General features: G+C 68.1%; 10 protein-coding genes. 2 read left to right on the top strand and 8 right to left on the bottom strand.

Annotated elements, in window-relative coordinates:
• Nucleotides 1-7,360, bottom strand: a 7,360-nt coding sequence (locus tag ABDW21_RS11815) for a fatty acid synthase subunit beta domain-containing protein (protein WP_343710476.1), incomplete at its 3' end; no start/stop codon positions are given.
• Between the two features lie 608 nt (nucleotides 7,361-7,968).
• Nucleotides 7,969-8,691 (bottom strand): DUF1906 domain-containing protein, encoded by a 723-nt coding sequence (locus tag ABDW21_RS11810; RefSeq protein WP_343710474.1) that lies wholly within the window; start codon nucleotides 8,689-8,691, stop codon nucleotides 7,969-7,971.
• Nucleotides 8,692-8,959: 268 nt separating this feature from the next.
• Here ABDW21_RS11810 and ABDW21_RS11805 point away from each other — a divergent pair, with 268 nt between their 5' ends.
• Nucleotides 8,960-9,892, top strand: a complete 933-nt coding sequence (locus tag ABDW21_RS11805) for a cyclopropane mycolic acid synthase family methyltransferase (RefSeq protein ID WP_343601463.1) — start codon at nucleotides 8,960-8,962, stop codon at nucleotides 9,890-9,892.
• 126 nt (nucleotides 9,893-10,018) lie between these two features.
• On the top strand, nucleotides 10,019-10,906 hold the full coding sequence (locus tag ABDW21_RS11800) for a cyclopropane mycolic acid synthase family methyltransferase (protein WP_343601465.1): 888 nt from the start codon (nucleotides 10,019-10,021) through the stop codon (nucleotides 10,904-10,906).
• 29 nt (nucleotides 10,907-10,935) lie between these two features.
• Here ABDW21_RS11800 and ABDW21_RS11795 read toward each other — a convergent pair whose 3' ends face one another.
• The 6 genes from ABDW21_RS11795 to ABDW21_RS11770 all read right to left on the bottom strand — a co-directional run bounded on the left by ABDW21_RS11795 (nucleotide 10,936) and on the right by ABDW21_RS11770 (nucleotide 16,272).
• Nucleotides 10,936-12,222, bottom strand: coding sequence for an amidohydrolase family protein (locus tag ABDW21_RS11795; RefSeq protein WP_343601466.1), 1,287 nt, complete (start codon nucleotides 12,220-12,222; stop codon nucleotides 10,936-10,938).
• Between the two features lie 189 nt (nucleotides 12,223-12,411).
• Complete coding sequence (locus ABDW21_RS11790) at nucleotides 12,412-12,795, bottom strand: type II toxin-antitoxin system death-on-curing family toxin (protein ID WP_343601467.1); 384 nt, start codon at nucleotides 12,793-12,795, stop codon at nucleotides 12,412-12,414.
• 52 nt (nucleotides 12,796-12,847) lie between these two features.
• Entirely contained in the window at nucleotides 12,848-13,054 is a 207-nt protein-coding gene (locus ABDW21_RS11785; RefSeq protein WP_343601468.1) for a CopG family transcriptional regulator, read from the bottom strand.
• A gap of 68 nt (nucleotides 13,055-13,122) precedes the next feature.
• On the bottom strand, nucleotides 13,123-13,569 hold the full coding sequence (locus tag ABDW21_RS11780; protein WP_343601469.1) for a nuclear transport factor 2 family protein: 447 nt from the start codon (nucleotides 13,567-13,569) through the stop codon (nucleotides 13,123-13,125).
• A 16-nt stretch (nucleotides 13,570-13,585) separates the two neighbouring features.
• Nucleotides 13,586-15,160 (bottom strand): AMP-binding protein, encoded by a 1,575-nt coding sequence (locus ABDW21_RS11775; RefSeq protein ID WP_343710473.1) that lies wholly within the window; start codon nucleotides 15,158-15,160, stop codon nucleotides 13,586-13,588.
• Nucleotides 15,161-15,168: 8 nt separating this feature from the next.
• Nucleotides 15,169-16,272 carry an aromatic ring-hydroxylating dioxygenase subunit alpha gene (locus tag ABDW21_RS11770; RefSeq protein WP_343601471.1) on the bottom strand — a complete coding sequence of 368 codons (1,104 nt, stop codon included), beginning with the start codon at nucleotides 16,270-16,272 and terminating at the stop codon, nucleotides 15,169-15,171.
• Nucleotides 16,273-16,419: the final 147 nt, after the last annotated feature.

Below are 16,419 nucleotides of genomic sequence, written 5' to 3'. Positions count from 1 at the left end.
CGTCGAGGTCGTCCCAGTGCGGCGGCGGTGCCGGGGTGTGTCCTCGCGGCGGCGACGGCAGCGCGGCGATGGTGCCGTCGGTGGGGTCGTCGACGTCGTCGCGGCCGGTCCTTCCCGCCCGATCATCGCGGGCCTTGGCGGCCAGTTCGGCCACGTCCAGGCCGGACTCGCCCAGACCGCCGGTCAGGTCCACGGTGATGGGCGCGCCCGCGGCGGCCGCCTTGGACTCCACGTCGCACAGCCCCAGCAGCATCGCGGCCATCTCGTCGGTGGAATACGTTGTCACACCGGCATCTTCGACGGCGCTGACGACAGCGTCGTTGTGGCCCATCAGCCCGGTGCCACGGGTCCAGCCGATCAACGCATGCGCCAGGCTGACCCGCTGCGCCCACGACGACTCGGCGTGCCACCGGGAGACGACGGCGTCCAGCGCCGACTTGGCTTCGCCGTAGGCGCCGTCGCCGCCGAACATGCCGCGGTTGGGTGAGCCGGGCAGCACCACGTGCAGCCGCGAGGCGATGTCGCGTTGGGCGCCGATCCGCGACAGCCCGCCGACGAGCCGCTGCACCGCCCACAGCAGCACCTTCATCTCGATTTCCGCGCGCGCACCGGCCTCGGACAGGTCGCCGGCCACCCGCGGCGCAGCGAACGGGAAGAGCAGCGTGGGCGTTTGCGCGTCTTTGATGTGAATCGACTGCGGCCCAAGGCTTTCAGTTTGCTCGCTACCCACCCAGTCGACCAGCGCGTCGATGTCGGAGTAGGACGCCATGTTCGCCGCCACCACCCATAGCGCCGCATGGAAGCGGGCGTGGTCGCGGTACAGCGTGCGATAGAACGCCAGCCGCTCGTCGTCGAGACGCGACGTCGTGACGATCACGGTGGCCCCGCCGTCCAGCAGCCGTGCCACCACCGACGCGGCGATCGAACCTTTCGACGCACCGGTCACCACCGCAACTTCGTCGCTGTAGCAACCTTTTCCGGGGTTCTCCGCGCCGGCGGCGATGCGCGCGTACAGCGCGGCGTGGATCTGGCGCCCGGCCGCCAGCGCCTTACCCTGCCACCAGGTCGCCTGCGTCGCCACCACGTGGCCGGCGCCCTCGAACCGGGCGGACAGCCGCGCCCAGTCGGCGTCGACCTCGTCGTCGCCGGCCAGCCACAGCCTGACCAGGTCCTCGCGGGCGCTGGCCCAGCGGTCGTCGAACACCACCGCCTTACGGGCGTCGAAAACCGGCGCGACCAACCGCGGCCAGTCCGCACCGAGTTCGGCGCTTACCAGGTCGATCAGTTCGGTGTCGGTCGCCCCCGGCGCCGCAGTCCCCGGGTCACCCAGTCCGAGCTGGTCGAGCACCAGGCGTGCGGCCGACGCCAACACCCCGTCGCGGCCGGTGATCTGCTCTGCGAACTCGCCCAGAGCGGCCGCGTTCACCGCCCCACCGCCGCCACCGGACGACGGCAGCGCCACCGTCACGCCGCGGCGGGCAGCCACCGCGGCGACCGCGGCGTCGATGGCCCGGTCGACGGCGGCGGCGTCGGGCAGCGCACCCTCGTGCAGATGCCCCAGCGCGCCGCCGCGCACGCTGGTGCCCTCCCGGGTGCCCAGCGCCACCTCGACGGTGACGTGCCTGACCCAGCCGTCGCCGAGCTCCCAGGTCTTCCGCACCCGCTCGACGATGGCCCCGGGCCGTTTCCCGGACGGCCCGAGCACCGTGCGCAGCTGGTCGTTGATCGCGTCGGACAGCACCGGCCCATACGGCTTGTAGGTGCGTGCCAGCTTGGTCACCTGCGCCCGCAACCCGGCCAGGTCGGCTTCGGCCGCGCCGTCGATCGCGCCCAGATTCAGCTCGGAAGCGAGGTCCACCAGCAGCTGGTTGCGCCGCGACGACGCCCCGTCGGTGATCGACTCGATGGAGTCCAGCTCCTCGATCTGGTCGATGCGCATCTTGGCCGACAGCGCGATCAGCGCGCACGTCGCGTCGGCGGCGTCGAACGCGATGTCGTCGGGGCGCGAAGTACCTGACGGAGCTCCGGCGGCAGCCGGAACGACGGCAGCCGGAACGACGGCAGGGACGACATTGGGGTCAAGCGCACCCTCCGCCGCCTCGACGGCGGAATCATCGGACTCAGCCAACTCCTCGCCCTCGGGCTCCGGTTCGGGGTCGGTGTCGGTGGCGAACAGCACGGCGGCGTCGCGCTCGGCGTTGAGCACTTCGACTGTGCTGTAGGCATATTCGGGAAGTTTGAGGGTGTTCGTGGCCAGCCCTGCGACCGTCGGGGCGGACTTCACCCCGATCTCGACGAACCGCTCGATGCCCAACCCGCCGGCGGCCTCCTCGGTGAACAGCAGGTCCTGCGTCTCGATCCAGCGCACCGGGCTGGCGAACTGCCAGGCCAACAGCTCGATGCAGACGGTCCGCACCATCTCGCGCGGCCGCTGGGTGCGCCAGGTGTCGTAGTCGGCGAGGATCTCGTCGAGCGGTTCGGCCGGCACCAGGTCCCGGATCTCGGCGATGAAGTCGCGGTCCAGGCTGAACAACCGCGGCACCAGGTTGGGGATGTAACGCCCGACGATCAGGTCGGGGTCCGCCTCACGGGGCAGCACCCGATCCAGGGAGCGGCGGAATTCGGCCACCCCGACCCGCAACACCCGGGAGTGGAACGGCACGTCGATGCCGGGCACCAGGATGAACGAGCGCCGGCCGCCGGTGATTGCGCGGCGCCGCTCCACCTCGGCCTCCAGCGCCTCCAGGCCGCGCACCGTGCCGGCGATCGCATACTGCGCGCCGCGCAGGTTGAAGTTCACGATCTCCAGGAATTCTCCGGTGCTCGCCGCGATATCGGCCACGAAGGCGGGCACGTCGGCGTCGTCGAGGCCGATTTGCGACGGGCGGATGGCCGCCAGCCGGTAGTTGGAGCGGCCCAGCTCGTCGCGCGGCACGATGTCGTGCATGTTCGACCCGCGCTGGAACACCGCCTCCAACAGCGCCTCGAGCTCGAAAAGGCCGGTCACGCAGGCCAATGCGGTGTACTCGCCGACGGAATGCCCGCAGGCGATCGCTCCTTCCACGAACGCGCCCCGCTCGCGCATCTCGGCGACCTGCGCGGCGGCCACGGTCGCCATCGCCACCTGGGTGAACTGCGTCAGGTAGAGCACGCCTTCGGGATGCTGGTAGTGCACTCCGCTGGCGATGAGGCTGGTCGGGTTGTCGCGCACCACGTGCAGCACCGAGAAACCCAGTGTCTCGCGGGTGAAGCTGTCCGCGCTGTCCCACACCTTGCGGGCCGCCTTGGAGCGGGCCCGCACCTCCATGCCCATGCCTTTGTGCTGGATGCCCTGCCCCGGAAACGCGTACACGGTTTTCGGCGCCGCCAGCTGGGCGGTCGCCGACATCACCAGGTCTGAGCCTGAGCCTGCCCCTCGAGTCGCGTCGCGACTGTCCCGGCGGACCCGCGCACTGATTTCCAAAACCTCGGCGCCCTGGTCGATTCCGACCCGGTCGACGCGGAAGTCGACCTCGTCGCCGGGGCGGACCATGCCCAGGAAGCGCGCCGTCCAGCCGACCAGCCGGGCCGGTGGCCGGGCCTGGCCGTCGGTGGCGGTCACCACGTGTTGCGCGGCGGCCGACAGCCACATGCCGTGCACGATCGGCCCCCCCTCACCGTTGGGCGCCGCCAGGCCGGCCAGCAGGGCGGCGGCCCGGTCGGTGTGGATCGGGTTGTGGTCGCCCGACACCACCGCGAACGGCCGCATGTCAACCGGGGCGGTGAGGGTGACGTCGCGCCGGCGCCGCCGCGGGGTGTCGGTGGCGTTGTCGGACACCGCGCCGCCGGCCCGTGCCGGATCGCCGAGTTCGCCGGAGCCGGTGCGGCCCCGGATCGCGAACCGTTCCTCCAGCACGGCCAGCACCGCGCCGCCGGCGGCCGCCATGGTGACCGAGACCGGCACCACCCGGCCCACCTCGGTGTCGGCGGCCGTCGACGCTGTTGCGGTGACGGTCAATTCGGCGGGGCCGGTGGGCAGCGGCCCGACCAGACGCGCGGCGTGGTCCAGGTGCACCAGGCTCAGCAGGCCTTCGATCACCGGCACACCGGCGGCGGTGACGGCCGAGCCGATGGCCGCGAACACCGCGGGCCAGCACGGCCCCACCAGCGCGTCGGGAACCGTGGTCAGGCCGGGCGCCAGCGGCTCCCCGAAGGTGGCAGTGACGCCGGTGTGGTCGGCCACCCGTTCCGGGTTCCAGGCGACGGTGACGCATGCGGTGCCGGCATGCACCCGGGGCAGCGCGTCCGGGCCGTCGACCCCGGCGGCGATGGCGAGCACCGCGCGCATCGCGGTGACGGCGTCCTTGGCGCGGACCACCGGCATGCCGCCGTCGACGGTGCAGTCAGGCAGGGTGAACCGGATGTCGACCCAGGCACCCGATATCGGCACGCTCAACACCACCTGATCGCCGTCGGTCTGCAGCCGTGCGCCGGTGGACGTGTGTGTCGCAGTGAGGTTTTCGTGCACCTGCCAGTCGGCGGGGGCGGAGATCCGGTGCACGGGGTTGGTGGTGGCCCGACCCGCCCACAGCACGTCGGGGGCGTCGAGGACCGTCGCCAGCGGGCCGCTCACGTCGGGACGGACCAGCCGGCGCGCCGTCACCGGCGTGGGCCGTGCGCCGCTCGCCAGCACCTCGTCGACGGCGGCCTGCTCGAAGCGGCCCAGCAGCTCGGCGACTGGCTCGTCGGCGCGGGTGATGCCCGCCACCGAAGTGGGGCCGGGGATGATGCACACCTGATCGGCGTCGTAGCGAGCGTCGTGAGCCTGCCACAGCGAGTCGCTGCGCCACCAGCGCCGGACGTCCTTGTCGATCACCGGCACAAAGTTGACCGGCTTGCCCGCGGTCTTGCACAACGTGACGAAGAACGGCACGTCGGCCGGGTGCAGCGGCACGGTGTCAGCGTCGGGGTAGCGGCCCAGCAGCGCGGCGAGGGCCTCGTCGGGACGTTCCAGCAGCTGTTGGTCGGCGAACAGCGACTCGATCGGGCCGGAATCGCTGGGATGCAGTCGGGCTTCGGCCCGCTGCAACATCTGTGCGAACCGGTCGCGCCAGGTGTCGGCAAGCCACGGGCTGCCCGGCAGGGCCGTGTCGGCTGTCGATTCACCGTCGCCGACGCTCAGTTCGACGTAGCGGCGCAGCCACTGCGCATAGGTCATGTCGCCGACGTCGCCGAAATACGGCTTGGCGGTGTTGTTCAGCGCGGCGACGATCTCGTCGCGGCGCGCGGCAACTGCCTCGGCGTCGCCGGCGACCTCGTCGAGCAGCCGGCCGCAGCGCGAGGCGGTGTTGTCGATCTCGTGAATGTCGGCTCCGAGCTGGCTGCGGCTCGACGCCATGCCGCCCTGGGCTTTTCCGGCGCTGATCCACTCGTCGGTGCCGCGGGTTTCCACCAGCATCCGCTTGACCGACGGCGACGTGGTGGACTCCTTGGTCGCCATCGCCGCGGTGCCCACCAGGATGCCGTCGACCGGCATCGGCGGGAAGCCGTAGCACTCAGCCCAGCGTCCGGTCAGATACTGGGCCGCACGCTCCGGAGTGCCGATCCCGCCGCCGACGCACACCGTGATGTTGGGCCTCGACCGCAGCTCGGAGTAGGTGGCCAGCAGCAGGTCGTCGAGGTCTTCCCAGGAATGATGGCCGCCGGCGCGGCCGCCTTCGACGTGCATGATGACCGCTGTGGCCGGGACCTCGGTGGCGATGCGGATCACCGCGCGGATCTGTTCGACGGTGCCCGGCTTGAACACCACGTGGCTGATGCCGACCCCGTTCAGCTCCTCGATGAGGTCGACGGCCTCTTCCAGCTCGGGGATGCCCGCGCTGACGACCACCCCGTCGATCGGCGCTCCGGAGGCGCGGGCTTTCTGCACCAACCGCTTCCCGCCGACCTGCAGCTTCCACAGGTAGGGGTCGAGGAAAAGCGCGTTGAACTGATACGTGCGGCCGGGTTCGAGCAGCGTGTTCAGTTCGTCGACGCGGCGGGCGAAGACCTCGTCGGTGACCTGCCCGCCGCCGGCCAGCTCGGCCCAGAATCCGGCGTTGGCCGCCGCGGCGACGATCGTGGCGTCGACGGTGGTCGGGGTCATGCCGGCCAGCAGAATCGGCGAGCGGCCGGTCAGCCGGGTGAACTTCGTCGACAGTGTGACCCGGCCGTCGGGCAGCCGAACCACCGAGGGCGCGTAGCTCGACCAGGCCTGAGCCACTTCCGGCACCGCGCCCACCGTGAACAGGTTGCGCTGGCCGCCGCGGGTGGCCGCGGGCACGATCCCGATGCCCAGGCCGCGGATCACCGGCGCGGTGAGCCGGGTCAGGATGTCGCCGGGCCCCAGGTCGAGAATCCAGCGGGCGCCGGCCTCGTGCACGTCGATGATCTCGTCGACCCAGTCGACCGGGCGCACCAGGATGGCCTCGGTCATCGCGCGGGCCAATTCCACGTCCAGGCCCACCTTGTCGGCCCAGCCGCCGACGATGTCGATGCCGTCGGCCAGTCGCGGGGTGTGGAAGCCCACCTCGACCTGCACGGGCTCGAACACCGGAGCGAAGACGTCGCCGCCGCGGACCTTGTTCTTGCGGTCGGCTTCTTCGCGCTCCGAGATCTGCGCGCAGTAGAGCTCGAAGCGCGACAGCTGTTCGGGCGTTCCGGTGATGACGACCGAACGACGGCCGTTGCGGATCGACAGCACCGGCGGCAGCACCGTCCGCACGTCCTGGGCGAAGTCTTCGAGCAGCCGGTAGACGCGCTCCGGGTCGGCGTTGGACACCGACACCATCGGCGGGTGATCGCCGAGCACCATGATCCCGCGCCGGCGGGCCACCAGCGTGCCGGCCGCCCCGATCAGCTGCGCCAGCGCCAGCAGCTGGACATCGGCCGAACCCCCCGCCTTCAGCGACTCGACGCCCAGCACACCCTGCGAATGCCCGATGACCGCCACCGGCGGAACGGCGGACAGGTCCATGCCCTGGCGGGCCAGGGTTCGCACCGCGGCGATCTGGGTCAGCAGCACACCGGGCACCGACACCGCGGCCGACGTCAACTGCTTGGCCGACGGTGTCGGGTCCTCGGCGGCCAGCGCTCGCACCCAGCGCAGCGGTTCGAAACCGATCGGGCGCACCACCACCAGCTCCCTGGCGACCGGCTCGAGCAGCAGGTCCGCCTCGCCGGCCAGCGTCGTCAGCTCGGGCTCGATCCCGGCCGAGGACACCAGCTCCTCGAGGGTCTCCAGCCAGTCGCTGCCCTGCCCGCCGAACGCGACGGCATAGCGTTCGCCGGCTGTCAGACGGTCGACCAGAGCATGGGCGCTGGGCGCGGGCCCGACGGACATGTCGTCGTGGTGGGCCGACTCTCCCGCCGCCACGCTGGGGTGCCCCGTCCGTCGGTGCGCCGGGGGGCCCCAGTCGTGCTCGTCGATCGTCACCGTGCGTGTCTCCCTGTGATGGTTGTCGCTGTGATGCTTGTCGGTGTCTGCTCGCCGGAGCCGCGCTGCCGCGGCGGTGACGACGGGTCCGCGTCGACACCCCTCGAACCCGGCCGACCCGGAGCTTCGTCGATCCGCCGGTGCGACCGCCGGGCTTCTCGGCTGCAATAAGAGTGTCATAAGGACTCGCGCGATTTGGTCCGTCGATCGGTTACTCGCGAGTTCTACGCGCGGGTAGGGGTGCCCTGGGTAACACCGCGCCCAACCGCGCCCGGCGGCGCGGCGAACAAACGTGCTGCGTGCAGGCGGTTACGGTGGAGTAGCCCTAACAGTGCAGATCAAGGCAGTATTGTTATGAAATCGTTATGTGCATATTTTTCGCTTGCGCGGGCACGACGCGCAGTTTCTGCCGTCGCTCCGCGCTGCCGACGAACGAAATCCGGCAGCCGGCTACGCCACCGGAAGTTTGCTGCGACGCGACCGGTCGTCGGGCCGGTCGCGGTGCGCAACGGGGGTCAGGCCCACTGGCCGTATCGCGGCGTGAGGATGTTGTTGACGTCGACCCCGACGCCGTCGATTTTGCGCTTGTCGATCTCGACCTGGTGCAGATTCGCGGCCGGGTGGGTGAACCCTCGCGGCGAACCCCAGTTGTGCTGCCAGAAGTAGGAACCCAGCCCGTCCTGCAGCGCCCAGTCGATCGTCTTGGAGTTGGCGTACACACCGACCCGCTGGTGGCCTAGCACCGCCTCCCAGCCGCGCAGGTAGGGCGCCGCCTGCTGCCGGTACTGCTCGTAGGACGGGTTGTCGTCGATCGAGACGTAAATCGGCGCGCTCGCCGGGCCGCCGGCGGCGGCGTGCAGCTGCGCTCCGCGCTGGGCATGGGCGACGCCGGCGGCCTGACCGCCCAACCAGTCCGCGGTGTCCTGCTTGCCGTACTGGTAGCAGGAGACGAGCGTGAGGCCGTTGGCCACGAAATCGCGGGCTTCCTGCAGCTGGATGGGCTTGCCGAGCATCCACGCTGCGCCGGGCCGGCGATCAGAGACGTACCGGACGGCGCCCGCGGCGCCGGCCGCTCTGATCTGGGCGGCGGGTATCACGCCGGCCGCATAGTCCAGCAAGATGCCGAGCGGGCTCGCCGACGCGGGCGCGGGACGCAGCGACGACGCCGCAACACCGACCCCGATCAGGGCTGGAGCCGCGGCGGCGAACCTGAGCACGTCGCGCCGGGACACCGACATTTTTCCAGGGTACGACAAAAGCATCGATTACCACATTGACCGCGTTGGCCACAGCTGAATCGCCAGTCACACCGAGTGAGACGTCGCGTCGGTGCGTTGCATCGGTGTTGGGTCCGTCGATGCAGCACGCCGGCGGCCGCGAGCCGCGCCGACCCGTGGGAGGCGAGTGGTCATCCGGCGCGGCATCGGCAGGAGTAATCTCAGGTCCGTGCCGGCGAGCCGGCACCGTACCGATTCCGATTCCGATTCCGATTCTCGAGGACGAACAGTGGCAGACACCCCCAGCTCGACGACCAGTGCTCAGTCCAAGTGGTTGTCGAAGTCCGCAGCGCAAACCCGCGGCTCGAACAGCAAGGAAGTCCAGTTCCACTACGACATCTCGAACGAGTTCTTCAAGCTGTGGCAGGACCCGACCCAGACGTACAGCTGCGCGTATTTCGAGCGCGACGACATGACGCTCGAAGAGGCACAGATGGCCAAGGTCGACCTGTCTCTGGGCAAGCTGGGCCTGCGGCCCGGGATGACGCTGGTCGATATCGGCTGCGGGTGGGGCTCGACGATCATGCGCGCAGTCGAGAAGTACGACGTCAACGTCATCGGCCTGACGCTGTCCCGCAACCAGAAGCAGCACATCGAGGACTACTGGTTCGCGAATTCGGACAGCCCGCGCCGCATGGAAGTGCGCCTGCAGCCATGGGAGGAGTTCGACGAGCCGGTCGACAGGGTGGTGTCGATCGGCGCTTTCGAGCACTTCGGCTTCAACAAGTACGACGACTACTTCAAGAAGACGTTCACCTTGATGCCCGACGACGGCGTGATGCTGCTGCACACCATCATCATCCCGAGCGACGAAGAGATCAAAGAGCGGCAGCTGCCCCTCACGATGTCGCGGGTGCGGTTCATCAAGTTCATCATGGACGAGATCTATCCCGGCGGTCGTCTGCCGCTAGCCGCACAGGTCGAAGAGCACGCGGTAAAAGCGGGGTTCACGGTGACACGAAAACAAAAGCTGCGCCCGCACTACGCCCGTACCCTGGACACCTGGGCAGTCAATCTCGAGGCGAAGAAGGACGAGGCCGTCGCGATCACGTCCGAAGAGACCTACGAGCGCTTCAGAAAGTACCTGACCGGCTGCGCCGACCTGTTCCGCGATGGATACACTGACGTCTGCCAATTCACCTGCGAAAAGGCTCCCGCTTAGCCGATTTTTGACAAGATGTCACGCAGGTCGGGTACGACAGCACACGCCGACGACCTGGGCACGATCCACCTGAAAGGTCAATATCCGATGCAGACAGCGGACTCCGATGACACACAGCGGGCTCCGATGACAGACGACGGGTCGGGTGGCTCTGCGAAATTGCGGCCGGCCTACGAGGACGTTCAAGCCCATTACGACATCTCCAACGATTTCTTCGGGCTGTTCCAGGATCCGACCCGAACCTACAGCTGCGCGTTCTACGAACGCGACGACATGACTCTGGAAGAGGCCCAGATCGCCAAGATCGACCTCGCGCTCGGCAAGCTGGGCCTGCGCCCCGGGATGACGCTGCTCGACGTCGGCTGCGGCTGGGGCTCGGTGATGAAGCGCGCAGTCGAACGATACGACGTCAACGTCGTCGGGCTGACCTTGAGCAAAAACCAGTGCGCTCTGGGGCAACAGCTGCTCGATCAGATCGACACCGACCGCTCCCGGCGGATCCTGCTGCGCGGCTGGGAGGAGTTCGACGAGCCCGTCGACCGCATCGTCAGCATCGAGGCGTTCGAGGCCTTCCCGAAATCGCGCTACAAGGCCTTCTTCGACACGTGCTACCGGGTCATGCCGAGCGGCGGCCGGATGGTCCTGCAGACGATCATGGGTCACCCCCTCAAGCGCTGGCCCGAGATGGGCATCCCGATCACCATGAGCGATCTGCGGTTCATGCGGTTCATCGCCGAAGAGATCTTTCCCGGCGGCGCCGTGCCGTGCGACGAGGACGTCGTCGAATACTCTACTGAGGCAGGGTTTTCGGTCGAAGGGCTGCAGAAGATGACCGCCGACTACGTTCGGACCCTCGATATCTGGTCGAAGAAGCTCGAAGCCGCTCGCGACGACGCTATCACGGTGACCTCCCCCGAGGTCTACGACCGCTACATGCGCTATCTGACCGGATGTTCTGACTTCTTCCAGCGGCACGTCGCCGAGGTGGGTCAGTTCACCCTCGTGAAGGGATAGGGTTCGCGCAGGGCACCCGCCCCCGCCGGCTACTCGGCGGCCGCCGAGGCCATCTTCTGCAGATCGCTGGCCGTGAGGCCGGGCCGCGCTCCGGCACGGCGTTGCGACTTGAGCGCGACGTCGTGGCCTTGCACCGATCTGCGCAGCGCACCGACCGTGCAGTTCGCTCTGCCGCCGAGCACCGTGAACGGGTCGTAGTGGAAGTGGCGCATGGCGTTCAAATGCGTGATCTTGTCGACGTCGTCGTCGCTGACACCGGTCATGGACTGCGCGAACACTTCCGGCGACCGCGGCCAGTTGGAGTCCGAGTGCGGGTAGTCGCATTCCCAGGTGAGCATGTCGATATCGAGCGCCCGACGGCTGGCCATCCCGAACTTGTCGTCGATGAAGCAGGTGATGACGTGGGCGTTGAACACCTCGCTGGGCAGCGTGTCGCCGAAGTCCTGGCCGGTCCAGGCGTGGTGGCGGTCGTAGTTGTAGTCGATGCGCTCCAGGAAGTAGGGGATCCATCCGATCCCGCCTTCTGACAGCGCGACCTTGAGCTCGCCGAACTTGCGCAGCATCGGCGACCACACCAAATCCGCGGCCGCCTGCACGATGTTCATCGGCTGCAGCGTGATCATCACGTCCATCGGCGCATCCGGCGAGGTGATGCTCAGCTGCGAGGAGGACCCGATGTGCATGCACACCACCACCGCTTCGTCGCAGCATGCGCGCCAGACCGGGTCCCAGTGATCGGAGTGGATGGACGGCCAGCCCAGCTTCGACGGGTTCTCGCTGAACGTCAATGCGTGACAGCCTTTTTGGGCAACACGACGGATCTCGTCCGCCATCACCTGCGGGTCCCAGATCGCCGGCAGAGCACACGGGATGAACCGGCCGGGATGGCTGCCGCACCACTCGTCGATGTGCCAGTCGTTGTAGGCCCGGACCATCGCCAGCGCGACGTCCTTGTCCTGGGTGCGGGCGAACAGCTGCCCGCAGAACTGCGGGAACGACGGGAAGCACAGCGACCCGAGCACCCCGTTGGCGCTCATGTCCTTGACCCGCTCGTTGTGGTCGTGGGTGCCCGGCCGGATTTCCTCGAACGACGTCGGCTCGATTCCGTACTCCTCCTTGGGTCGGCCCGAGACCGCATTAAGAGCGACGTTGCCGACGGTCTCGCCGTTGTACTGCCAGACGTTGGTGCCGTCGGGGTTGGTGACGAACTGCGGTGCATAGTCGACGTACTTCGCCGGAAGCCGGCCGTCGAACACGTCGGGCGGCTCCACCACGTGGTCGTCGACGCTGACCAGAACCAAGTCGTTGATGTCCATCGGCTCCACCTTCCGCCTGCCCGGCTGGGACGCAAACCGCTCGATATCGGCAAAGCGGATCCGCGCCGTCGCCGCAGATTACTTGCTTGTGACTATAAAGATTATAAAGTTACCGTCAAGGAGCTGATGCCCGGGCCGGACGACCGCTGATGGATCGCGGCTGTCGGCGTAGCGTGAGCTGTCCGACGCTCAGCCCTCCTGGTAGCTCCAGGCGCGCAGTTGTGTGGCGATCGTGTCAAGATTCGCCATCACACCGGTGGCGACCCGGATCACCACGTCGAAACGTTCGTTCTCCGGCGCGCTGATCCACTGACCGTTGATGGCCAGAAACGTCCGGCAGGCTGTCCACGCAAGTCGGTTGTTCCCGTCCGCCAGCGCGTGGTTGCGTGCCAGGGAGTGCAGCAAGGCGGCGGCCTTGAGGTGCAGATCCGGGTAGGCGTCCCGGCCGAACACCGATGCACCGGGTCGCGCCAGAGCCGATTCGAGTAAGCCGTAGTCCCCGACCACGACGTCCCCGCCGGCAGCCCTGCGGGCGATTTCCAGCAGGTCGTCGAGATCCAGGTAGTCGGTCATGTGCGCCGCTCCTCGACTCCGGCTGGGCCGGCATCATCGTCATCGGCGCGAATCACGCGTCCTTGAGTCGCTCCAAAACCGCGGCCTCCTCGCGCACCACGCGCTGCAGCGCCGCGGCAACTTTGGCCTTGTGGGCCCGCCGGGCGATGTACTCGTCGATGGCCGACAGCGCGACAGCCTGCATCGACCGCCCCTCGGCGGCGGCCTGCCGGCGCAGCGCTGCTGTCTGCTGGTCACTGGTACGCAAGGTCATCCCCATGCCCTGAATGATACCTGATTGATACCACGCCGGGGCGCTGTTTCAGAAGATCCGGGTCACCGCACCCATTACCGCACGGTATCCGGACTGCGCGGTGACCGCGATGGCACCGCTGCCGAATCCCATTGCAGCTCGCGGGAAGCGAAGTACCAGCCGCCGCGCTCGTAGACGAGCCGGTCCCGGTAGGTTCCGGTGGCCCGCAGCGCGGGAACGCCGTCTTCGTCGACGGCGAACAGCATGGCGACGCAGCGCTGGGTGGCGTTGACGCCGTCGACGCTGATCTCGTGATCGACGCTGACCAGCCGCTGCCCGCCGCCACCGTCGAAGGCGGCACGCAGATCGCTGAACTGCTCACCGCCGCGGCGCAAGGTGGCTCCGGAGTGGCGGAACGTCGCGATCCAGCCGTCGCGGTCGCCGTCGGAAAAGCACCGGTTGTGTCTCGCAGTGAGGTTCAGGATGGCGTCGCGGCCCGACGCGCCGTCAAGCAGGTACTGCTGCTGGTAGGTCATGGTCATCGTGTTTCTCCCGATCTCACCGGCTGACAACGTATCCGTGGCTTTCCCGGTCCCAGGCGCGGGGGCCCAGTCCGCGGGCGCGGAGCACGTCTTTGCGTATCCGCCCGATCACAGTCTTGGGGAATTCGTCGACGATTTCGACGTAGCGCGGAACGCAGAAGTAGGGCATGCGTGCCGAGCAGAAGTCCAGCAGCTCAACGTAATCCAGCGAACACTGCGGGCACAATGTCACGATCAGCAGGATGTCGTCCTCGCCGAGTGCGCTGGGCACCGCGACCGCTGCGGCTTCGGCCACCGCCGGATGGCCCATGACCGCGGTTTCCACTTCGACCGACGAGATGTTCTCACCGCGCCGACGCAGCGAATCCTTCTTCCGGTCAACGTACGTCAGGTTCTGGTCGTCATCCAGCACGCCCAGGTCTCCGGTGCGGAACCACTCCGCATGCGGCTCAAGGCACCCGTCACTGCCGACATAGCCCTCGCTCATCACGTGGGGGTAGCGGGGCCGGCAGGCGATCTCGCCGACGGTTCCGGCCGGCACCGGATCTCCGTTCGCATCGAGGATGCGGACATCGAAGTCCGGGTTGGGCCGGCCGGACGTTCCGGGCATCCCGTCGTCGTCGACACCTTTGACCACGATCGGGAAGGCCTCGGTCATGCCGTACATGGTGACAACGCTGCAGCCGTAGCGCTGTTCGATGTCGCGATAGCTCTTGGCGTCGATCGGCGCCGCGGAGATGAACCGCAGCGGCAACTGCGCGTCGCGTGGATCCGGCGGGAGGTTCTCGAGCATCGACACCATCGCCCCGGCACCGGCGAAACCGACGGCGCCGCAGGCCCGCACCTCGTCCCACACCGCGACGGGGTGAAACCCCGACGCCAGCACAGTGGTGCCGCCCACCAGCATCGGCGCCAGCACGATCGGCGCCGCGCTGAGATGAAACAGCGGCATGGCACTCCACAACACCTCGCCCGCAGCAAATTTCCACGCCGATGCGACCGTGGCCGCCGCGGTGAACAGATAATGCCAGGTGGTGGCAACCGCTTTCGACGCACCGGTGGTGCCCGAGGTGAAAAACAGCGACCCGATGTCGCCAGCGTCGCCCGGGCAGGCGGTAACCGGGTCAGCACGATTCAGCGCGGCGTCCAGCCAATCACCCTGAACCAGAATGTCACCCAGCATCGGACACCGGTCGGCCACCTCCGCGACAAGCGGGTGCCGTTCGGCATCGGCGAGAAGCGCCTTCGCCCGCGACAACGCAAGCGCATGCCGCAAGAACTCGCCCTTGTTGGCGGCGTTCACGGCGGCGGTCACCGCGCCGATCCGCGCCGCGCCCAACCAGAAGTAGATCCACTCCGGGCAGGTCGCGGTGAACAGCGCAACGCAGTCGCCGCAGCCGATGCCAATATCCAGCAGAAGGTTTGCCGCCGCGCAGGATCGCCGGCGCATCTGCTCGAAGGTCACCTGCGTCGATCCGGAGGTGGCGCCGACCGACATCATCACCCGGTCAGGACACTGCTCGGCGCGGCGGTCGAGCACCGCAGGGACGCTGAATTGCTGCACGCCGAAATCAGCGGGCCCGACGGGCATCAGGCTGCTCAAGCTTTTGCGGCCGCCGGGTCGGGCTGACCGTCGGGCGTGTATCCGAAGTCATCGGTCGAGAGCTGTTCGCCGGGGTAGAACCGGTGCGCCCACCGACGCAGCGCGGCGTAGTCGTGTGCCTCTTCGGGCGCCAGGTTGGGCTTCTCCAGATATTTCATGTTCTCCCAGGTGAAGAAGTCCTGTTTGATGACTTCTTGTTGCAGCGCAAGGAATCTCGCGGCACGGCCACCCGGCTTGTCGCCGGTGTCACCGGGCTCACGCACCGATGCCTGGGTGTAGAAGTAGTCGGTGTAGTCCTCGTCGACCGGCGTCTGCCCGGTCACCTGAATGGTTCCGACAAGCTCGCTGGGGAATCGGACGATCCCCAGCCCCAGCGAGTAGTTGTCGTAGATGATCTTGGCGTCCACCGGGCCATGCGGGGTCAGCCAGGTCTGCGCACGCCCGCCGCCGAAGTGGGCGTTGACCGTGGCGTGCAGGTGATAGCCCGACACCTCGAACGACGCGGTGTTCGCCGGATTGGCGGCCTTGTGCACGTACTGCACGTGATACGGGTCGGCGGCGTTCTCGATGATCATCTGCGCGTGCACCTTGACCCGGTTGAGCATCCGGCTGTGCGGGTGCAGCGGGTAGTACTCGTCGGTCTCCAGTTCGGCCAGCACCGGCGGCTGCCAGTACGGCGGCCGACCATGGCGTTCGTGCCAGACCAGGATGAAGCCGTACCACTCGGTGCTCGGATAGCTGCGGATGCGCACGTTGGGCTTGCAGCCGATCTTGCTGTACGGGATCAGCGCATTGGTTCCGTCTCCGCGCCACCGCCAGCCGTGCCAGGGGCAGACGATGTTCTCACCCTCCACGGAGCCGCCGACGCCCATGTTGGCGCCCAGGTGCTGGCAGTAGGCGTCCAGCACGTGCACCTGACCGGACTCGGTGCGAAACAGCACCAGTTCCTCGCCGAAATAGTGCACCCGCTTGACGTCGCCGGCCGCCAGGTCGGAGGCGAAGCCAACGATGAACCATCCCGTCGGGAAGCGGTACGACGACAGCGCGATGCCGGCCGGTCCGAACTCTCGTTCCGACGGATCTCGTTCCAACGAATCCATTGTCGCGCTCTCCGTTTCGGGGGCCCTACGCCCCGCTTAGGTATTGTTACTATTTTAGCGATTGCGCGTCAACTAGGCCCGTTTTCCGCACCGCGATCGGGTTAGCCCTTGTGCGGCGTGTGGCGTTGTGCCTGTGGGGGTTGGGTT

It is taken from the genome of Mycobacterium sp., assembly GCF_039583805.1.
Taxonomy (GTDB): Bacteria; Actinomycetota; Actinomycetes; order Mycobacteriales; family Mycobacteriaceae; genus Mycobacterium.
This window is presented reverse-complemented; position numbering and strand designations above follow the sequence as displayed.